Origin of the sequence: Paraburkholderia podalyriae (assembly GCF_014397785.1) — a bacterium.
In the GTDB taxonomy this organism is placed as follows: Bacteria; Pseudomonadota; Gammaproteobacteria; order Burkholderiales; family Burkholderiaceae; genus Paraburkholderia; species Paraburkholderia podalyriae.
Window position 1 is genome coordinate 275769 of the sequence record NZ_VZQQ01000006.1, and the last position, 18148, is coordinate 293916.

At 62.5% G+C, this 18148-nt stretch carries 19 protein-coding genes, 1 tRNA gene and 3 pseudogenes; 14 read left to right on the forward strand and 9 right to left on the reverse strand.

The window, feature by feature from the left end; translation table 11 throughout:
- Positions 1-78 precede the first annotated feature (78 nt).
- From ispE to hisC, 6 genes are all read left to right on the forward strand, one after another.
- On the forward strand, positions 79-960 hold the full coding sequence (ispE, locus tag F6X42_RS09690) for a 4-(cytidine 5'-diphospho)-2-C-methyl-D-erythritol kinase (protein ID WP_187633995.1): 882 nt from the start codon (positions 79-81) through the stop codon (positions 958-960).
- Positions 961-1012: 52 nt separating this feature from the next.
- Positions 1013-1089, forward strand: a tRNA-Gln gene (locus F6X42_RS09695).
- Positions 1090-1151: 62 nt separating this feature from the next.
- Positions 1152-2108, forward strand: a complete 957-nt coding sequence (locus F6X42_RS09700; protein ID WP_062125957.1) for a ribose-phosphate pyrophosphokinase — start codon at positions 1152-1154, stop codon at positions 2106-2108.
- 163 nt (positions 2109-2271) lie between these two features.
- Complete coding sequence (locus F6X42_RS09705; RefSeq protein WP_187633996.1) at positions 2272-2889, forward strand: 50S ribosomal protein L25/general stress protein Ctc; 618 nt, start codon at positions 2272-2274, stop codon at positions 2887-2889.
- 149 nt (positions 2890-3038) lie between these two features.
- Positions 3039-3644: an aminoacyl-tRNA hydrolase gene (pth, locus tag F6X42_RS09710; RefSeq protein WP_187633997.1), complete on the forward strand. Its 606-nt coding sequence runs from the start codon at positions 3039-3041 to the stop codon at positions 3642-3644.
- Positions 3645-3694: 50 nt separating this feature from the next.
- A complete protein-coding gene (hisC, locus tag F6X42_RS09715) occupies positions 3695-4774 on the forward strand; it encodes a histidinol-phosphate transaminase (RefSeq protein WP_187633998.1) in 1080 nt (359 codons plus the stop codon).
- Positions 4775-4848: 74 nt separating this feature from the next.
- On the opposite strand, the gene F6X42_RS09720 is transcribed toward hisC, so the two are convergent.
- A complete protein-coding gene (locus F6X42_RS09720; protein WP_187633999.1) occupies positions 4849-5106 on the reverse strand; it encodes a YfhL family 4Fe-4S dicluster ferredoxin in 258 nt (85 codons plus the stop codon).
- A gap of 319 nt (positions 5107-5425) precedes the next feature.
- On the reverse strand, positions 5426-5980 hold the full coding sequence (locus tag F6X42_RS09725; RefSeq protein WP_187634000.1) for a hypothetical protein: 555 nt from the start codon (positions 5978-5980) through the stop codon (positions 5426-5428).
- Positions 5981-6073: 93 nt separating this feature from the next.
- On the opposite strand from F6X42_RS09725, the gene F6X42_RS09730 reads away from it, so the two are divergent.
- Positions 6074-6421 (forward strand): winged helix-turn-helix domain-containing protein, encoded by a 348-nt coding sequence (locus F6X42_RS09730; protein WP_187634001.1) that lies wholly within the window; start codon positions 6074-6076, stop codon positions 6419-6421.
- Between the two features lie 16 nt (positions 6422-6437).
- On the opposite strand, the pseudogene F6X42_RS45855 reads toward F6X42_RS09730, so the two are convergent.
- From F6X42_RS45855 to rsmD, 3 genes and pseudogenes are all read right to left on the reverse strand, one after another.
- Positions 6438-6680, reverse strand: a pseudogene (locus F6X42_RS45855) (hypothetical protein); the annotation flags it as partial.
- Positions 6681-6909: 229 nt separating this feature from the next.
- Positions 6910-7419, reverse strand: coding sequence for a pantetheine-phosphate adenylyltransferase (gene coaD / locus F6X42_RS09735; RefSeq protein ID WP_027199615.1), 510 nt, complete (start codon positions 7417-7419; stop codon positions 6910-6912).
- Between the two features lie 108 nt (positions 7420-7527).
- Positions 7528-8142, reverse strand: a complete 615-nt coding sequence (gene rsmD, locus F6X42_RS09740) for a 16S rRNA (guanine(966)-N(2))-methyltransferase RsmD (RefSeq protein WP_187634002.1) — start codon at positions 8140-8142, stop codon at positions 7528-7530.
- A gap of 250 nt (positions 8143-8392) precedes the next feature.
- On the opposite strand from rsmD, the gene ftsY reads away from it, so the two are divergent.
- Positions 8393-9565: a signal recognition particle-docking protein FtsY gene (ftsY, locus tag F6X42_RS09745; RefSeq protein WP_187634003.1), complete on the forward strand. Its 1173-nt coding sequence runs from the start codon at positions 8393-8395 to the stop codon at positions 9563-9565.
- Between the two features lie 86 nt (positions 9566-9651).
- On the opposite strand, the gene maiA is transcribed toward ftsY, so the two are convergent.
- Entirely contained in the window at positions 9652-10296 is a 645-nt protein-coding gene (gene maiA, locus F6X42_RS09750; protein ID WP_187634004.1) for a maleylacetoacetate isomerase, read from the reverse strand.
- Between the two features lie 34 nt (positions 10297-10330).
- The gene (locus tag F6X42_RS09755) at positions 10331-11029 is read right to left on the reverse strand and encodes a fumarylacetoacetate hydrolase family protein (RefSeq protein ID WP_187634005.1); all 699 of its coding nucleotides are present in this window, start codon (positions 11027-11029) and stop codon (positions 10331-10333) included.
- 221 nt (positions 11030-11250) lie between these two features.
- Between F6X42_RS09755 and ybiB the strand changes: the two genes are divergently transcribed.
- On the forward strand, positions 11251-12222 hold the full coding sequence (gene ybiB / locus F6X42_RS09760) for a DNA-binding protein YbiB (RefSeq protein ID WP_187634006.1): 972 nt from the start codon (positions 11251-11253) through the stop codon (positions 12220-12222).
- A 217-nt stretch (positions 12223-12439) separates the two neighbouring features.
- A pseudogene (locus F6X42_RS09765) lies at positions 12440-12622 on the forward strand (hydroxymethylglutaryl-CoA lyase-like TIM-barrel protein); the annotation flags it as partial.
- 214 nt (positions 12623-12836) lie between these two features.
- Here F6X42_RS09765 and F6X42_RS09770 read toward each other — a convergent pair.
- Positions 12837-13220 carry a nuclear transport factor 2 family protein gene (locus F6X42_RS09770; protein WP_062125919.1) on the reverse strand — a complete coding sequence of 128 codons (384 nt, stop codon included), beginning with the start codon at positions 13218-13220 and terminating at the stop codon, positions 12837-12839.
- 41 nt (positions 13221-13261) lie between these two features.
- Positions 13262-13356: pseudogene (locus F6X42_RS09775) on the reverse strand (acyloxyacyl hydrolase); the annotation flags it as partial.
- A gap of 383 nt (positions 13357-13739) precedes the next feature.
- On the opposite strand from F6X42_RS09775, the gene rpoH reads away from it, so the two are divergent.
- The 4 genes from rpoH to cydB all read left to right on the forward strand — a co-directional run bounded on the left by rpoH (position 13740) and on the right by cydB (position 18032).
- On the forward strand, positions 13740-14675 hold the full coding sequence (rpoH, locus tag F6X42_RS09780; RefSeq protein ID WP_176109632.1) for an RNA polymerase sigma factor RpoH: 936 nt from the start codon (positions 13740-13742) through the stop codon (positions 14673-14675).
- A gap of 343 nt (positions 14676-15018) precedes the next feature.
- The gene (gene cydP, locus F6X42_RS09785) at positions 15019-15279 is read left to right on the forward strand and encodes a cytochrome oxidase putative small subunit CydP (RefSeq protein ID WP_187634007.1); all 261 of its coding nucleotides are present in this window, start codon (positions 15019-15021) and stop codon (positions 15277-15279) included.
- Positions 15269-16861 carry a cytochrome ubiquinol oxidase subunit I gene (locus tag F6X42_RS09790; protein WP_187634008.1) on the forward strand — a complete coding sequence of 531 codons (1593 nt, stop codon included), beginning with the start codon at positions 15269-15271 and terminating at the stop codon, positions 16859-16861. The genes cydP and F6X42_RS09790 overlap by 11 nt, the downstream gene beginning before the upstream one ends.
- A 34-nt stretch (positions 16862-16895) precedes the next feature.
- Positions 16896-18032: a cytochrome d ubiquinol oxidase subunit II gene (cydB, locus tag F6X42_RS09795; protein ID WP_187634009.1), complete on the forward strand. Its 1137-nt coding sequence runs from the start codon at positions 16896-16898 to the stop codon at positions 18030-18032.
- Positions 18033-18148 lie beyond the last annotated feature (116 nt).

The following is an 18148-nucleotide window of genomic DNA, read 5'->3' on the forward strand; positions in this document are numbered from 1 at the left end:
TGGGGCTTTTACCCCGGCATTCGCTCACGTAACCTTGCTACCCGTTTGGCGCCACTGTGGCGCATGTAGCCTTCACTCATGATCGAAACAAGCAATTCGCTGCGCGACTGTTTCGCGCCAGCGAAACTCAATCTCTTCCTGCACATCACTGGTCGTCGGCCGGATGGTTATCACACGCTGCAAACGGTCTTCCAGTTGCTTGACTGGGGCGACACGCTGCACTTCACGCGACGCGACGACGGTCTCATCACGCGCCGCACCGAAATCGCAAACGTCCCGCCCGAGCACGACCTGACCGTGCGTGCCGCGACGTTGCTGAAGGCGCATACGAACTCCGGCGAAGGCGTCGATATCGAAATCGACAAGCGCCTGCCGATGGGCGCGGGTCTCGGCGGCGGCAGCTCCGACGCGGCGACGACGCTGCTCGCGCTCAATCGCTTGTGGAAGCTCAATCTGCCGCGCCAGGAATTGCAGGATCTCGCGTTGAAGCTCGGCGCGGACGTACCTTTCTTTGTATTTGGAAGAAATGCGTTCGCAGAGGGTGTCGGAGAATCTTTAGACGTTGTACAATTGCCGCCGCGTTACTTCCTGGTTGTGACGCCGAGGGTGCAGGTTCCAACTGCAGCGATTTTTTCCCAGAAAGCGTTGACAAGCGATACAAAGCCTCTCATAATTACGGACTTTCCTGCAGAACATAGCTGCAACACTGAATGGCCAGAAAGCTTCGGCCGGAATGACATGCAGCAGGTTGTCGTAGGAAAGTACGCGGAGGTGGCGCAAGTGTTGCGGTGGTTTGAAAACATCGCTCCAGCGCGGATGTCCGGATCAGGTGCAAGTGTTTTTGCAGCGTTCCGTAGTAAAGCTGAAGCAGAAGCGGCGCAAGCCAAACTGCCCGGCGATTGGAACAGTGCAGTAGCAGCGGGCCTGGATTTGCATCCACTCTTTGCTTTCGCGTCATAAGTTTTGCATCGTCGAACGAAACTCCACGTTCGGCGGAGCTCAAAGTCAGTGTAGGGGAGTCGCCAAGCTGGTTAAGGCACCGGATTTTGATTCCGGCATGCAAAGGTTCGAATCCTTTCTCCCCTGCCAAAAATTCTCGTAGTTCGCTGTAGTTCGCATTTCTCCCGCCCCCAGCCTGAAGTAGGTGCACGATGAGCAGCCATGACGGCCTGATGGTTTTTACTGGCAACGCAAATCCCGCGCTTGCTCAGGAAGTCGTCAAAAACCTCGGTATTCCCCTCGGCAAAGCAATGGTTAGCCGTTTCTCGGACGGTGAAATCCAGGTTGAGATTCAGGAAAACGTGCGCGGCAAGGATGTCTTCGTCCTGCAATCCACGTGTGCACCGACGAACGACAATCTGATGGAACTGATGATCATGGTCGATGCGCTCAAACGCGCATCCGCAGGCCGGATCACCGCAGCCATCCCCTACTTCGGTTATGCCCGTCAGGATCGTCGCCCGCGCTCGGCGCGCGTCGCCATTTCGGCGAAGGTCGTGGCTAACATGCTGGAAATCGCCGGCGTCGAGCGGATCATCACGATGGATCTGCACGCCGACCAGATTCAAGGCTTCTTCGACATCCCGGTCGACAACATCTACGCAACGCCCGTGTTGCTTGGCGATCTGCGCAAGCAGAACTACGAGAACCTGCTGGTCGTTTCGCCGGACGTCGGCGGCGTGGTGCGCGCCCGTGCATTGGCGAAGCAGCTCAATTGCGATCTCGCGATCATCGACAAGCGTCGCCCGAAGGCGAACGTCGCCGAAGTGATGAACATCATCGGTGAAGTCGAAGGCCGCACCTGCGTGATCATGGACGACATGGTCGACACGGCAGGCACGCTGTGCAAGGCCGCGCAGGTTCTGAAGGAGCGTGGCGCGAAGCAGGTGTTCGCGTACGCTACCCACCCGGTTCTGTCGGGCGGCGCGGGCGAGCGCATCGCCGCTTCCGCACTCGACGAACTCGTGGTCACGGACACGATCCCGCTCGGCGAAGAAGCCCGTTCGTGCGCGAAGATCCGTTCGCTGACGAGCGCCGGCCTGCTAGCCGAAACGTTCTCGCGCATCCGCCGCGGCGATTCGGTGATGTCGCTGTTCGCTGAAAGTTAAGCATTTGTGAAGATGCCGCGTACCGCTTCGTGCGACACGCGGCGTTTTTGCACAATCGGCATGAACGAACGAAGGTTCGTGCCGCTATCCCGGGCCTCAGCCATTACGGCTTCGAGGCCTTGTTTTTGCTGCCTGGTCGCGGGCAGTGCATTGGAGATTCAACATGAAAGTAGTCGCTTTCGAGCGTTCCCTGCAAGGTACGGGTGCGAGCCGCCGCCTGCGTAACTCGGGCAAGACCCCGGGTATCGTTTATGGCGCCGGTGCTGACACGCAACTGATCGAACTCGATCACAACGCCCTGTGGCACGCGCTGAAGAAAGAAGTTTTCCACTCGTCGATCCTCGATCTGGAAGTGGCCGGCAAGTCGCAACAGGTTCTGCTGCGCGACGTGCAATACCACCCGTTCCGTCAGCTCGTGCTGCACGTGGACTTTCAGCGGGTCGACGCGACGAAGAAGCTGCACACCAAGGTGCCGCTGCACTTCTTGAACCAGGAAATCAACCCTGCAGTGAAGCTGTCGAGCGCGGTGATTTCGCACATCATCAACGAAATCGAAATCGAGTGCTTGCCGTCGGCGCTGCCGGAATTCATCGAAGTCGACCTCGCGAAGATCGAAGCAGGTCAATCGGTTCACGCGAAGGACATCCCGTTGCCGGCAGGTGTGGCGCTCGTCGCCCACGTCGACGCGGAAAACCCGGTGGTCGCTGCTGCAACGATTCCGGCTGGCGCAATCGCTGAAGACGCGGCTGCTGCTGAAGGCGGCGAAACGCCGGCTGCTTGAGAGCCTTCCGGTTCGAAGCAAGCAATCCTCTCGATCCGTTTCCGATGAAACGGTCGATGTGACCCGCCGAGGTTCGCCCTGGCGGGTTTTTTTTCGGCTTTTTAGTCCGGCTGCTGTTTCACTTCCAGACCTGGTGGACTCACGCAATCATGATCAAGCTGATCGTCGGGCTCGGCAATCCGGGCGCCGAATACACCGCGACGCGTCACAACGCCGGCTTCTGGCTGGTCGATCAACTCGCGCGGGAGTCAGGCACGACGCTGCGCGACGAGCGACGCTTTCACGGCTTCTACGCGAAGGCGCGGCTGCATGGCGAGGAAGTGCATCTGCTCGAGCCGCAGACCTATATGAACCGCTCTGGCCAATCGGTCGTCGCGCTCGCGCAATTCTTCAAGATCCTTCCCGACGAGATCCTCGTCGCGCACGACGAGCTCGACATGCCACCCGGCAGCGTCAAGCTGAAGCTCGGCGGTGGCAGCGGCGGGCATAACGGGCTCAAGGACATCAGCGCGCATCTGTCGTCCCAGCAATACTGGCGGCTGCGGATCGGCATCGGCCATCCGCGCGATCTGATTCCCGAGAGCGCGCGCGCCGGCGCGAAGCCGGACGTTGCGAACTACGTACTAAAGCCGCCGCGGCGCGAAGAGCAGGAGGTGATCGATGCGTCGATCGAGCGTGCGCTCGCGGTGATGCCGCAGGTCATCAAGGGCGAGCTGGAACGCGCGATGATGCAACTGCATCGCAACAACAGCTGACGCGCGCCGCATTCATCGAGATCCGCAATCGACCTCGCGAGGAGAATCGCTTGAGCCGCTACTGGAGCGACATCGTTCACCGTCTGACGCCGTATGTGCCGGGCGAGCAGCCCGCGCTCGCGCATCCGGTGAAGCTGAACACCAACGAGAATCCGTATCCGCCGTCGCCACGCGTGCTCGACGCGATCCACCGCGAGCTCGGTGACACGGCCGACGCACTTCGCCGCTATCCCGATCCGAGCGCGCGCAAGCTGCGCGAAACGGTGGCCGCGTATCACGGCATCCGCGCCGATCAGGTATTCGCGGGCAACGGCTCGGACGAAGTGCTCGCGCTGACGTTCCAGGCTTTGCTCAAGCATGACGAGCCGCTGCTGTTTCCCGACATCACCTACAGCTTCTATCCGACCTACGCGAAGCTGTTCGAAGTCGACTACCGCACCGTTCCGCTCGACGACCGCTTCGCGATCAACATTAACGACTACGCGGTGCCGAATGGCGGCATCCTGTTTCCGAATCCGAACGCGCCGACCGGCCGTCCGCTGCCGCTCGCGGAAATCGAACGCCTCGTCGCGAGCCATCCTGATTCGGTCGTGGTCATCGACGAAGCCTATGTCGACTTCGGCGCCGAGTCGGCGATTGCGCTGATCGACCGCTATCCGAATCTGCTCGTCGTGCAGACGGTGTCGAAGTCGCGTTCACTCGCTGGCATGCGCGTCGGCTTTGCGTTTGGCGACGCGGCGCTGATCGATGCGCTCAATCGCGTGAAGGACAGCTTCAATTCGTACCCACTCGACCGGCTCGCGCAAGCCGCGGCTACCGCAGCCTACGAAGACGACGCGTGGTTTCGCGAATGCTGCGCGAAAGTGATCGCGAGCCGCGAACGGCTCGCCGCGGAATTGACCGCGCTCGGCTTTGAGGTGGTACCGTCGGCCGCGAATCTGCTGTTCGCGCGGCATGAAGGCTACGACGCGGCGACGCTCGCGTCGCGGCTGCGGGAAAAGGAAATTTTCGTGCGGCATTTCAACGCACCGCGCATTGACCAACATCTGCGGATCTCGGTCGGCACCGACACCGAATGCGACATCCTGCTCGACGCACTGCGCGGCATTTTCAGCGCTTACGTCGGATAACGGAAACGCCGCCGAAAAAAACGGCGAAGGCCCGCAAGCCTTCGCCGTTTTCTTTTATGCGTTACCCGCGAACTTCAGGCGCCCTTGGCAGCCTGCAACGCGTGATATTTCGCCATCAAGCCTTCGCGCGTTTCCGGGTGGTTCGGGTCACGCGGGATGCACTCGACCGGGCACACCTGAATGCACTGCGGCTCGTCAAAATGACCGACGCACTCGGTGCACTTCTTCGGGTCGATCACATAGATGTCCGGGCCCATCGAAATCGCGTCGTTCGGGCACTCGGGCTCGCAGACGTCGCAATTGATGCACTCGTCGGTAATCATCAGAGCCATGCTGCCACCAACTTTCGTCGAAAAAACAACATATTATAGCTTTTCCGCCTGCCGCACGCTGGTGCAATCCCGCGCCAGCATCCTGGAACTTCGCAGCACACGCGTAGCGGAAGAAGTACGTCGATACTTGTTCGATAGCGAGGACGCGCCGAAGGCGATTTTCATATCCATTCATCACCACGCCCCCTTTGCACCGTCGTCAATCAGGGCGGTGATGCCGTGCAGGTACGTGTGACCTATCAAGCCGTCACGCTCGGCAAGCCGATCATCGACCCACGGTCCGTCAGCGCCAATCTGGCGGCAAAAGCCGACGCCAGACTCAGGCGCGCGAAGTTCCTTGCGTCGGCAGCAGCGCGAGGACGCCCTTCACGACGTACAGCATGATGAGCGCGCCGGACAGATCGCCGGCACACATCAGGAAGAAGCTTTGGACAAGCTCGTGTGTGTTTCCCTGCAACGCGAACCAGATGTGATGTAACAGCGGATTCGCGATCGAATACGCGAGCGCCAGTACGAGTAGTCGCTTCGCGGTGAGGTTGGTCAGCAAAGCATTCAATCCATACCACTCCCTTGCGAGGCGATACACCGCGTACGGCGCCACGGTGGCGATGATTCCGCCGGCGATTGATCGAACAGGGTCGTGCGGGAAGAAGTAGAAAAAGTCGACGAGCCAGCTCGCCAATAGCAAGCCGATTGCGCCATCACCGCCCAAAAGCAGGGTGCTCAGCAGTCTGACGCCTGACGGCAGGTAGATCCAGTTCACGCCCCGGACGAACTCGGTATGCGTGAAGACTTCCTGGTTGATCCACAGCGACAACACGAACACGATGGCCGTGCCCACGACCGAGAGGAAACGTAAACGTAAGCTAGACATGGAGATAAAATAGGTGAGCCCGGTTGTCGCTGGGCAGCATCACGGTTCGCTTTCCGCGCTCGGGTTAGCGGCGTTTTCGTTGGAGCGATGGTCATGACCCGCCCTGCTGATATCTATCTTCGATTTCTTCAACTGACCGAAGCACTGCGAGGTCTTCCCTCACTTCCCGCGCTCGATCCCCTCGAAGAAAGAATCCTGGAATTCGTTGCTCGCGTGAGGCAAAAAAACGAGCGGCTGTCGGTCCGAGACATGATGGCGCAAAGCGCGCTCGGATCGCCGGCGACCTTGCATGCCCGTATCACGTCAATGCGCGAAAAGGGCTGGCTCCTTCTCAACGACACTGAAGACGCTCGCCGCAAACAGGTCGAGCTAACGCCCGCGGCCCTCAAACACTTTGACAAACTTGCCGAGGCGTTCACCAAAGCCGCGAAGGGTAGCTGACATTGCTCTGCGTCGGTTATGCCGGCACTGTCCGACTAGAAAAGCTCCTCATTCCGATTGCAACGCCCGTCTGGTTACTCGGCCCGGGCAATTCCACGTACGCGGCACCTGTCATCCTGTTGAAATCCACCGTACCGTAAAGTTCTGTGCACTTCGTCAGTTCATACCCGGCGAATTGGACAAAGGCATATCGATTGCCCTCGCCCAATATCCCGCTTGTCGTAGCCCCGTTGCGCATGTGATCGTAATAGCACGCGGTGGATAGCAGCACCGAAGCAGCGATCCGCCAGAGAAGCCATCGGCGCCGGTTATCTTCTCGCTGTTACCGAACGAGTACATGGCGCCGATGTACAGCCGACCGAACTAGCCCGGGTACCGGATCGAGTTATCGACGGCGAGCCCTGCTTCGAGTGCCCACGGCAGCCATGAATTTTCCGGGGCCTGGCCGGTTTTGATCCGTCAAAACGGGCCGTTCGCGCGACTCGTGCTCACGTCGCTTGAGCGCCATCCTGCGGATCGAGCGACGCGACTTTCTCCTTCAGCCATTTTTCGACCGATGGGAACACGAACTTGCTGACGTCGCCGCCCAATTGCGCGATCTCGCGCACGATCGTGCCCGAGATGAACTGGTACTGATCGGACGGCGTCATGAACATCGTCTCGACGTCGGGCAGCAGATAGCGGTTCATGCCGGCCATCTGGAACTCGTATTCGAAGTCCGACACCGCGCGAAGACCCCTGACGATCACCCGCGCGTTGTTGGTCCGCACGAAGTCCTTGAGCAATCCCTTGAAGCTCATTACCTGGACGTTCGGGTAGTGGCCGAGCACTTCATGCGCAATCGCGAGGCGCTCCTGGAGAGTGAAAAACGGCTTCTTGGCACGGCTGTCCGCCACACCCACCACCAGCGTGTCGAAAATGCTCGACGCGCGCCGAACGAGGTCTTCGTGACCGCGCGTCAGCGGGTCGAACGTGCCCGGGTACACGGCGACTACCATGAGACTTCTCCTCTTTTCAGACAAAAGGGCACGTCCAAGCGTCCACGCGACGCATCTGGCACCGGCCCGGATGACGATAAACCGCCCGGCCCTTTTTTGGAACGCGCATTATTCCTTATTTTCGCGCTGCAGCAAATGAAAGTGCACAGCGCCCGCTTTGTCCTCCCGCACGACCTCCCAGCCCGTGAGCGGCTCGTGAGCGGCCGGTTCGAGCGCTTCACCGGCCTCGACATAAAGATAGCCGTCGGCGCGCACCAGCGGCACGGCCACCGCGAGCGCCTTGCCGAGCAGGTGGGCATCGAACGGCGGATCGATGAACACGACGTCGAACGAGGCGGGCGCAAGACTCGCCGCAAGACGCAAGCCGTCCGCCTCGGCGATTTCGATCATGCGTGCATCGAGCCGCTGCTGGTTCGCGCGCAACTGGGCGGCGGCGCGCGCATGGCGCTCCACCATCAGCACGCGAGCCGCGCCGCGAGACGCGGCTTCGAAGCCGAGCGCGCCGCTACCGGCGAACAGATCGAGGCAGTGTTGGCCGTCCAGACGCTGGCCGAGCCAGTTGAACAGCGTTTCGCGGACGCGGTCGGGGGTCGGGCGCAAACCGTCCAGATCGAGCACGGGCAGCGGCGTGCGTTTCCAGTCGCCGCCGATGATGCGAATGGCATGCGGCTTGCCGCTTTTGGACGAAGCGCCAGCAGCGCGTGAAGGTGCTAAACGAGGCATGCGGTATCGTGCAGTTTCAGCTGAGTGATGAATACGCCCGCGGCGCCAATGCGCGCGGACCGGAGCACCCACGTTACCACAGGGGCGGCGCGCGTCCAGCCTGGCCGAGCGGCCGATACGACGCGCCGCGGCACGCCTGATAAAATGTGCGGCTGCCAGCGCCCCGGCTTTTCGCATTCCGGCGCTGCCCACCGCTTCGCCGGTCCCGTGCCGGCTGCGCCCATCGGCGCGTCCTCCAATACGTCAGATCATGTTCAGCTTTTTCAAACGATTCAAGGGCTCAAAAGAGTCCGATACCGCCGCAGACGAATCGCTGGCGGCGCAAGACGGCGCGACGCCCGAGGCCGAGGCTGCGCCCGTCGAGCCGGTTGCGCCCGTCCAACCCGTCCAACCCGTCGAGCGTGGCGCGGCCGCCGCTCCGCCTGTGGTGGCCACGACCATCATCGAGCCGCAGCCCGAGCCGCAAGACGCCGCGCTCGACACCGTCGAAATCGTTCCGCCGCCCATGCAGGACGCCGGTGCGAAGCGCTCGTGGCTCACGCGCCTGAAGACCGGACTCGCGAAAACCAGTTCGAACCTGACCGGCATTTTCGTCGGCGCCAAGATCGACGAGGACCTGTACGAGGAACTCGAAACCGCGCTGCTGATGTCGGACGCCGGCGTTGAGGCGACCGAATTCCTGCTCGAATCGCTGCGGGAGAAAGTGCGCAGCGAACGCCTGACGGACCCGCAGCAGGTGAAAATCGCGCTGCGCACGCTGCTCGTCGAGTTGCTGAAGCCGCTTGAGAAATCGCTGATGCTCGGCCGCGCGCAGCCGCTGGTGATGATGATCGCCGGCGTCAATGGCGCGGGCAAAACCACGAGCATCGGCAAGCTCGCCAAGCATCTGCAGAGCTTCGACCAGTCGGTGCTGCTCGCCGCCGGCGACACGTTCCGCGCCGCCGCGCGCGAGCAGCTCGCCATCTGGGGCCAGCGCAACAATGTAACCGTGGTCGCGCAGGAAAGCGGCGATCCTGCCGCAGTGATCTTCGACGCGGTGGGCGCCGCGCGCGCGCGCAAGATCGACGTGATGATGGCCGACACGGCCGGCCGCCTGCCCACGCAGCTGCATCTGATGGAAGAACTGCGCAAGGTGAAGCGCGTGATCGGCAAGGCGCAGGACGGCGCACCGCACGAAGTGCTGCTCGTGATCGACGCGAACACCGGTCAGAACGCGCTCACCCAGGTCAAGTCGTTCGACGACGCGCTGGGCCTCACCGGTCTGATCGTCACCAAGCTCGACGGCACCGCGAAGGGCGGCATTCTCGCGGCGATCGCGCGGCAGCGGCCGATTCCGGTGTATTTCATCGGCGTCGGCGAAAAGGTCGAAGATCTGCAGCCGTTCAGCGCGGAGGAGTTTTCGGACGCGCTGCTGGGCGGCTGATCGCGACGGACAAACGAAAAAGGGCACTACGTTGAGTGCCCTTTTTTCATTTCGAGCCGCAGTCGATGTGTCACGCGATCACGCGATCACTCCGCATCTGGCTGCACGCCCGGCGCGGCGCGCGCGAACGCGTCGAGTTGCATCGCGTGATCGTAGATGCGCTGGATCGTCGGAAACTTTGCGGTGTCGACCTTGAAGCGCTGCGCGTTGAACACCTGCGGAATCAGGCACGCGTCGGCGAGAGTCGGTGCGTCGCCGAAACACAGTTTGCCGGTGCGCGCGTCGCCCGCGAGGTGCGTCTCCAGCGTCGCGAAGCCCGCGTCGATCCAGTGCCGGTACCACGCGTCCTTCGCGTCGTCGTCGACTCGCAGCGTGTGCTTCAGATACCGCAGCACGCGCAGATTGTTCAGCGGATGAATCTCGCACGCGACCTGCAGCGCCACCGAGCGGACATAAGCGCGATCGAGCGGCGCCTTGGGCAGCAGCGGCGGCTCGGGATGCGTCTCCTCCAGATACTCGATGATCGCGAGCGACTGCGGCAGCAAATGGCTGCCGTCCGCGAGCGTCGGCACGATACCGTCCGCGTTGATCTTGCGATACTCGGGCTTCAGCTGCTCGCCGCCTTCGCGCACGAGGTGCACCGGCACGTACTCGAACGGCAGGTTCTTCACGTTCAGCGCAATGCGCACGCGATACGACGCCGAGCTACGGAAATAGCTGTAGAGCTTCATGTTGTCTGCCTCCTCCACCTACCCGCGAGCCGTCTCAGACGACGCGCACGCTGAACTCGCCGAGTCCGTCCACGCCGCCCTTCATCAAGTCGCCCTTCACGACCGCGCCGACGCCTTCCGGCGTGCCGGTGAAAATCAGGTCGCCGGCCCGCAGTTCGAACAGCGTCGACAGATACGCGATCGTCTCGGCCACCGACCAGATCAGCTGCGACACATCCGCGCGCTGCTTGTCCTCGCCGTTCACCGACAGCCAGATCGCGCCCCTGCCGATATGACCGACCGTCGCGGCCGGATGGATCGGGCCGAGCGGCGCCGAGTGATCGAAGCCCTTGCCGGTATCCCACGGACGTCCCATCTTCTTCGCTTCGCCTTGCAGGTCGCGGCGCGTCATGTCGAGACCGAGTGCGTAGCCGTACACGTGGCCGAGCGCGCGGTCGACCGGGATGTCCTTGCCGCCCTCACCGATCGCCGCGACCATTTCCATTTCGAAATGGACGTTCTTCGTCTGCGACGGATAAGGGAATTCGCCGGTCGTGCCCGGCGCGACGTAGACGATCGCATCGGCCGGCTTCGTGAAGAAGAACGGCGGCTCGCGGTCCGGATCGTGGCCCATTTCGCGCGCATGCGCCTCGTAGTTGCGCCCCACGCAGTAGATGCGCCGCACCGCGAACTGCTCGCTCGACCCCGCGACCGGCACCGCGACCTGTGGTGAGGGTGCAAATACGTAACTCATCCCGTTCTCCGTTTCCGATGGACGCCGCAACGCGCCGATAAAGATCGAGTGTAACGCGCGGCACCGTGCGAGTGCGTGTCAGGCGGACTGTCGCGCGTCGCTGAGTTCCCGCTTCGTTGCTGTTCGCCCCGCTCGCCATAGATGCGATACTCACACCGACCAGTTCCCAGAATGGCGTAGCGATCCGCCCCAGCGCGGCACGCCACCGCCTCTTGCGCCCGATGACCGACTCTACCGATACCACTTCCCCCTTCCCCTGCGCCCGATTCATCAAGGAAATCGGCCGCGGCCCGAACGGCGCCCGCGCGCTGACCGCCGACGATAGCCGCGCGCTCTACACCGCGATGCTCGACGGCCGCGTCGCCGATCTCGAGCTCGGCGCGGTGCTACTTGCGTATCGCGTGAAAGGCGAAACCGCCGACGAACTCGCCGCGATGCTGGCCGCCGCGCATACGTCGTTCGAGCCGGTGCGGCTGCCGCCCGGCCGGTTCCGGCCAGTATCGATTCCGTCGTACAACGGCGCGCGCAAGCAGCCGAACCTCGTGCCGCTGCTCGCGCTGCTGCTCGCGCGCGAAGGCGTGCCCGTGCTCGTGCACGGCGTCACCGACGATCCGGGTCGCGTGACGAGCGCGGAAATCTTCACGCATCTGCGCATCGCCCATGCGCAGTCGCGCGCGCAGATCGAAGCGGGACTCGCCGAGCGCCGCGTCGCGTTCGCATCGGTCGACGTGCTCGCGCCCAAGCTCGCGCGACTGCTCGCGCTGCGCCGGCGCATGGGCGTGCGCAATTCGACGCATACGCTCGTGAAGCTGCTGCAGCCCTTCGCGCCCGCCGGACTGCGGCTCGTCAACTACACGCATCCGCCGTATCGCGACAGCCTCACGCAGCTGTTCATCACGCATCCCGATGCGGCCGTCGGCGGGGCGCTGCTCGCGCGCGGCACCGAAGGCGAGGCGGTCGCCGATACGCGCCGCCAGGTGCAGGTCGACTGGCTGCATGACGGCATCTGCGAGACGCGGCTGCCGCACGCGCGCTCGTCGCCCGATGCGCCCGAAGTCGAACTGCCCGAGGCGCGCGACGCCGCGACCACGGCCGCCTGGATCGACGCCGTGCTGCGCGGCGAAGCGCCGGTGCCAGGCGCGATCGAGCGGCAGGTCGAGCTGATCGTCGATATCGCGAAGACGGCGGCCTGACGGCCCGCCGGTTGACAAGCCGACATACACCGTCATACATTTGTCCTCATGCATTCCCTTCCGAACACCTTCCGAATTATCTCCGGCCGCCTGGCGCGGCCCCTATCGCTACACCTGGCGTAAGTCACGTGTAGCGCCGCGCGCTGGCAGCTCCGGTTGCCGTCGGCGGTCCTTCCCGTAGTTCCCGCAGTTTCGCTTCACCCCCGTCGCAGTTCTCTGTCTGTTCGGCAATGGCGAGCGCACCGGCAACGTCGATCTCGTCACGCTCGCGATGAATCTCGACGCGATGGGCATCGACAGCGGTCTGGATTTGTCGGATCTGACGACGGTCAGGCGCGTGGCGGAGCGTTGCACGCGGCTTCCGGTGGCCGCGCGGCATCCGTATGCGGGAGAGCTGGTGATGCGCGGCGTGCGGGAGCCTCGCGACGCGCATGCGGACATTGATGAGCCCGCCGCAAACAGGCGCGACAAAGCTGACGAATGCGTGAGCGGCGTGAGCGCGCAAATCTGGACTGAGTCTGAACTGAGCGTTGAGCCTTCAGCGGCGGAGTGCGCACCCCGATTCCGCTGCCGCCGCGGACGCGCTCGCGACGCGCGCCCGCGTCAGGAAAATCTCACTCCAGCGCGCAACGCGTCGCCTGCCATGCGATCAGCCGCCACTGCCCGTCTTCGTGCGTATGGATCGCGGTATAGGCAATCGGAAACAGTAGCGCGCCGTTGTTCGCCTCCATCTCGATCAGCGCGCGGCCCGTGACCACGTAGGTCTCCCGCCCGGCCGGCAACACGTCCTGCGACTGCACTTCGATCTGCCGATAACGGCGGCGCCCCGCGATGATCCCGTCGATGAACTGCCGTTTCGTCTCCCGCTTGCCGTTCGTATGGACGTAGCTCACATTGTCCGCGAGCAGCGTGTCGAGCGACTGCCCATCGCCGTCGACCATCGCGCGAAAACGCTCTCGCTCGAGCCCGCGGATCGCCTCGATCATCTTTGCCGCCATTGCAGAGACCCTCGCACACCGCGAGCCGCAGGCGGCCACGGTCAGAAGTGATATTGCAAATATAGCTGGCTGAAATTTATACCAGGATTCGGCTCTTTGATACCGCCATTGAAGCTTGCTGGAAGCGATAGCCGGCGACGTGTGGTCTGCCTCGCGGATAATCCGGCCTTCACTCCTGGCGCGTATTAAGCGACTGCTTCCTTTATTTTTGGCGCAAGCTGAGCAGCGTTCAAGACACGAACAACGCTGATTTTCATGAAATTAACCGCTTGGAAGCGAGCAAACGTAAGTCGATTATTAGCGTGATGGCGGCCCGAGGTGCTCATTTTTACAGATCAAACAGGCAGACCGAATAGAGCGTATGATGGCTATCAAAATACGAAAGTCAATAGGATTTCCGGGAACTTGGATACCCCTGCGACCTCTAAGTATTAGCACTCGGCAGATCAGAGTGCTAACATCCAACGCTGGAGTCGTTTACTGAGTACGCTATTGTCTGATTCCAAAGGAGCTTCACACGTGAGCCATGCAATGACCCTTCCGAGTACTTTGAGCCCGTCGTCGGCTAAGGCCGCTTCGGCAGGTGCACTGGCGCTCTCGCATTCCTCGCTGCTGTCCGGCCAACTGGGCAACATCGACGCCTACATCCAGGCGGTCAACCGGATCCCGATGCTGACGCCGGCGGAAGAACGCCAGTTCGCCACCGAATTGCGCGAACACGACAATCTGGAGGCGGCGCGCCGCCTCGTTCTGTCGCACCTGCGACTCGTCGTGTCCATCGCGCGTAACTACCTCGGTTACGGGCTGCCGCACGCCGACCTGATCCAGGAAGGCAACATCGGCCTGATGAAAGCGGTCAAGCGCTTCGATCCCGAGCAAAACGTGCGCCTCGTGTCGTACGCGATGCACTGGATCAAGGCCGAGATCCACGAATACATCCTGCGCAACTGGCGCATGGTGAAGGTCGCCACCACCAAAGCGCAGCGCAAGCTGTTCTTCAACCTGCGCAGCCACAAGCAAGGTCTCGGCGCGTTCACGCCGGACGAGATCGAGGGTCTCGCCAAGGAATTGAACGTGAAGCGCGAAGAGGTCGCGGAGATGGAAACGCGTCTGTCGGGCGGCGACATCGCGCTCGAAGGTCAGGTCGAAGACGGTGAAGAGTCGTATGCGCCGATCGCCTATCTGGCCGACTCGCACAGCGAGCCGACCGCCGTGCTGGCTTCGCGCCAGCGCGACCGGCTGCAAAGCGACGGCATCGCAAGCGCGCTCGATGCGCTTGATCCGCGCAGCCGCCGCATCATTGAAGCGCGCTGGCTGAAGGTGGCTGACGACGGCTCGGGCGGCTCGACGTTGCATGAGCTGGCCGACGAATTCGGCGTATCGGCCGAACGTATCCGCCAGATCGAAGCCAGCGCGATGAAGAAAATGCGCGGCGCGCTGACCGAATACGCATAAAGCGTCGAAGCCATGCGCGCGTAAATGGCGCTCAAAGCCCCGCCCTCGCAAGACGGCGGGGTTTTTTATTCGTTTCGTCCACTCTTTGGTCCGCGCGGCCGCGCATTCACGTCGGCCGACCCGCGAGTTACCCAGGCGAGGCCGGTAAGCCTTTCTTGACGTATCGAGAATCCGGTAGCAATACTGCGTGAACGCGGCAAGTTTTGCGATGTGACGCCGCATGGCTAAACTGGAGCGCGCGAGGCTCACCTCCTACAATCGGCATGCATTCGCCAGACTGCCTGACGGCCAGCGCGGTCTGGATCCAGCCGGCTCACCGGCGTGAAGTCGTCTTCGACCGATCATGACCATAGCCCTGAATCGCAGCAGCTCTGTCCGGTCGCGCTGGCGCGGCCGGTTCACCAGGTGGGTACGCGGTCCAACGCTCGCGCGCGATATCGCCATCATCCTCGCCATCAAGTTCACACTGCTGATGGCGCTCAAGTTCACATTCTTCAATCATCCACAGGCGGAGCACATGATGCTGCCGCCTGAGCAGGTCGCGCAGGCGCTGCTGTCGGTGCCCGTCCCGCATCCGTCTCGAGGTGATCAACATGCCCGTTAGCGAAGTCGTAGAACTGTCGCGGCTCCAGTTCGCCATCACGGCGCTTTATCACTTTCTGTTCGTGCCGCTGACGCTCGGCCTCGCCTGGCTGCTCGTCATCATGGAGTCGGTCTATGTGATGACCGGCAAGCAGATCTACAAGGACATGACGCAGTTCTGGGGCAAGCTGTTCGGCATCAACTTTGCGATGGGCGTCGCGACCGGCCTCACGCTCGAGTTTCAGTTCGGCACCAACTGGGCTTATTACTCGCATTATGTCGGCGACATTTTCGGTGTGCCGCTAGCCGTCGAAGGGCTGATGGCGTTCTTCCTCGAATCGACGTTCGTCGGTCTGTTCTTCTTCGGCTGGAACAGATTGTCAAAAGTCCAGCATCTGATTGTCACGTTCTGTGTCGCGCTCGGTTCGAACCTGTCGGCGCTATGGATTCTGATTGCCAACGGCTGGATGAATAATCCGGTCGGCGCGAAGTTCAACTACCAGACGATGCGCATGGAGCTCGACAGCATCGGCGCGGTGATCTTCAATCCGGTCGCGCAGGTGAAGTTCGTGCATACGGTGTCGGCCGGCTATGTGACCGCGGCGATGTTCGTGCTCGGCGTGTCGTCGTGGTATCTGTTGAAGCGCCGCGACACCGAGTTCGCGCTGCGCTCGTTCGCAATCGCCGCCGGCTTCGGCCTCGCGTCGGCACTGTGCGTGATCGTGCTCGGCGACGAATCCGGCTATCGCACCGGTGAAGTCCAGCAGATCAAGCTCGCCGCGATCGAATCCGAATGGGAGACCGCGCCCGCGCCGGCACCGTTCACGGTATTCGGTATTCCAAACCAAAAGGAGCAACGCACCGACTACGCGATCCGTGTGCCGTACGCGCTCGGCATCATCGCCACCCGCTCGCTCAACGAACCCGTGGTCGGCCTGCGCGACCTGATCGCCGAAAACGAAGGTCGCATCAAGGACGGCATGCTCGCCTATTCGGCGTTGCAGCGGTTGAAGGGCGGCGACTCCAGCGACGAGGCGCATGCCGCCTTCGACAAGTACAAGGACGATCTCGGCTACGCCCTGCTGCTCAAGCAGTTCACGCCGAACGTCACCGACGCGACGCCAGTCCAGATCGCCGCCGCGGCAAGAGCCACGGTTCCGCCGGTGCTGCCGCTGTTCTTCTCGTTTCGCATGATGGTCGGCCTTGGGCTGCTGTTCCTCGCGACCTTCGTGCTCGCATTCTGGTTCTGCGCGCAGCGCACGCTGCTGCTCGAAAAGCGCCGTTGGTTCCTGCGCTGGGCGGTCATAGCGATTCCGCTGCCGTGGCTCGCCGCCGAGCTCGGCTGGATCGTCGCCGAAATGGGCCGCCAGCCGTGGAGCATCGCGGGCATTCTGCCGACCAACCTGGCCGTGTCGACGCTGACGCCGCGCGATCTGTATCTGAGCATCGGCGGCTTCGTGCTGTTCTACACGGCGCTGTTCGTCATCGAGATCATGCTGATGTTCAAGTACGCGCGGCTCGGCCCCTCGTCGCTGCATACGGGCCGCTATCACCACGAGAACGAACAGCCGGTGACGCGGCCACTGTCGAACACGGCAGCATGACGCACCGCTACACCGCCTCGGAGGAGAAACCCATATGGATTACGCAGCCCTCAAACTGATCTGGTGGGTCTTGATAGGGGTACTGCTGATCGGCTTCGCGCTCACCGACGGCTTCGACATGGGCGCGGCGATCCTGCTGCCGTTCATCGCCAAAACGGACTCCGAGCGCCGCATCGTCGTGAACACGGTCGGCGCAACATGGGAAGGCAACCAGGTCTGGTTCGTGACCGCGGCGGCCGCGATGTTCGCCGCGTGGCCGCTCGCCTACGCGGCATCCTTCTCGGGCTTCTACTTCGCAATGCTGCTCGTGCTGTTCGCGCTGTTCTTCCGCCCGGTCGGCTTCGACTATCGCGGCAAGCGCGAGGATCCGCGCTGGCGCAACGCGTGGGACTGGGGCCTCTTTATCGGCGGCTTCGTACCGGCGCTCGTGATCGGCATCGCGTTCGGCAATCTGCTGCAAGGCGTGCCGTTCTCGTTCGATACCGACCTGCGCGTCACCTATCACGGCAGCTTCTTTGGCCTGCTCAATCCGTTCGCGTTACTGACGGGTCTCGTCAGCGCGTCGATGCTGGCCGCGCACGGCGCCGCGTTCGTCAAGTGGAAAACCGATGGCGTGGTTCACGAGCGCGCGTCGAAGGCGCTGCGGCTCGCGGCGCTGTGCGCGGTGGTGCTGTTCCTCGTCGCGGGCGCGCTCGTCGCGACGATGATCGGCGGCTATCAGATCGTCGATGCGCCGCCGCTCGACGCCGTCTCCAATCCGTTGATGAAGACCGTGATCGGCGCGCCGGGTTTGTGGCTGACCAACTACGCGCTTTATCCGTGGATGGTGATGGCGCCGCTCGCGGCTCTCGTCGGCGGGGTGCTCGCGGCGCTGCTCGCGCGTTCGCGCTTCGAGGCGACGGCGTTTCTGTCGACGTCGCTGATGATCGTCGGCGTGATCTTGACCACTGGCTTCTCGATGTTCCCGTTCATCATGCCTTCGTCGCTCGACGGCCGCAGCAGCCTGACCCTGTGGGATTCGGCGTCGAGCCGCATGACGCTCGAGATCATGCTGTTCGCGGTGATCGTGTTCCTGCCGGTCATCCTGCTCTATACGGGCTGGGTGTATCGGGTGATGCGCGGCAAGGTGACCGCCGCGGCGATCGAGGAAAACCATCATTCGATGTATTGAGCGGCACTGCCACAGCGGGCGATTCGCCAGGCGCCACGCGTTGCGCGTCAACGCGAAAGCGGCACCTTGGAACAAGGTGCCGCTTTGTTATTGCCGTGCTGTGATCGCTGCGCGAC

What these genes read in the sequence shown, in the direction of transcription:
- ispE (WP_187633995.1), top strand. Translation starts at nt 79, where the DNA reads ATGATCGAAACAAGCAATTCGCTGCGCGACTGTTTCGCGCCAGCGAAA.
- F6X42_RS09700 (WP_062125957.1), top strand. Translation starts at nt 1,152, where the DNA reads ATGAGCAGCCATGACGGCCTGATGGTTTTTACTGGCAACGCAAATCCC.
- F6X42_RS09705 (WP_187633996.1), top strand. Translation starts at nt 2,272, where the DNA reads ATGAAAGTAGTCGCTTTCGAGCGTTCCCTGCAAGGTACGGGTGCGAGC.
- pth (WP_187633997.1), top strand. Translation starts at nt 3,039, where the DNA reads ATGATCAAGCTGATCGTCGGGCTCGGCAATCCGGGCGCCGAATACACC.
- F6X42_RS09720 (WP_187633999.1), bottom strand. Translation starts at nt 5,106, where the DNA reads ATGGCTCTGATGATTACCGACGAGTGCATCAATTGCGACGTCTGCGAG.
- F6X42_RS09725 (WP_187634000.1), bottom strand. Translation starts at nt 5,980, where the DNA reads ATGTCTAGCTTACGTTTACGTTTCCTCTCGGTCGTGGGCACGGCCATC.
- F6X42_RS09730 (WP_187634001.1), top strand. Translation starts at nt 6,074, where the DNA reads ATGACCCGCCCTGCTGATATCTATCTTCGATTTCTTCAACTGACCGAA.
- coaD (WP_027199615.1), bottom strand. Translation starts at nt 7,419, where the DNA reads ATGGTAGTCGCCGTGTACCCGGGCACGTTCGACCCGCTGACGCGCGGT.
- rsmD (WP_187634002.1), bottom strand. Translation starts at nt 8,142, where the DNA reads ATGCCTCGTTTAGCACCTTCACGCGCTGCTGGCGCTTCGTCCAAAAGC.
- ftsY (WP_187634003.1), top strand. Translation starts at nt 8,393, where the DNA reads ATGTTCAGCTTTTTCAAACGATTCAAGGGCTCAAAAGAGTCCGATACC.
- maiA (WP_187634004.1), bottom strand. Translation starts at nt 10,296, where the DNA reads ATGAAGCTCTACAGCTATTTCCGTAGCTCGGCGTCGTATCGCGTGCGC.
- F6X42_RS09755 (WP_187634005.1), bottom strand. Translation starts at nt 11,029, where the DNA reads ATGAGTTACGTATTTGCACCCTCACCACAGGTCGCGGTGCCGGTCGCG.
- ybiB (WP_187634006.1), top strand. Translation starts at nt 11,251, where the DNA reads ATGACCGACTCTACCGATACCACTTCCCCCTTCCCCTGCGCCCGATTC.
- F6X42_RS09770 (WP_062125919.1), bottom strand. Translation starts at nt 13,220, where the DNA reads ATGGCGGCAAAGATGATCGAGGCGATCCGCGGGCTCGAGCGAGAGCGT.
- cydP (WP_187634007.1), top strand. Translation starts at nt 15,019, where the DNA reads ATGACCATAGCCCTGAATCGCAGCAGCTCTGTCCGGTCGCGCTGGCGC.
- F6X42_RS09790 (WP_187634008.1), top strand. Translation starts at nt 15,269, where the DNA reads ATGCCCGTTAGCGAAGTCGTAGAACTGTCGCGGCTCCAGTTCGCCATC.
- cydB (WP_187634009.1), top strand. Translation starts at nt 16,896, where the DNA reads ATGGATTACGCAGCCCTCAAACTGATCTGGTGGGTCTTGATAGGGGTA.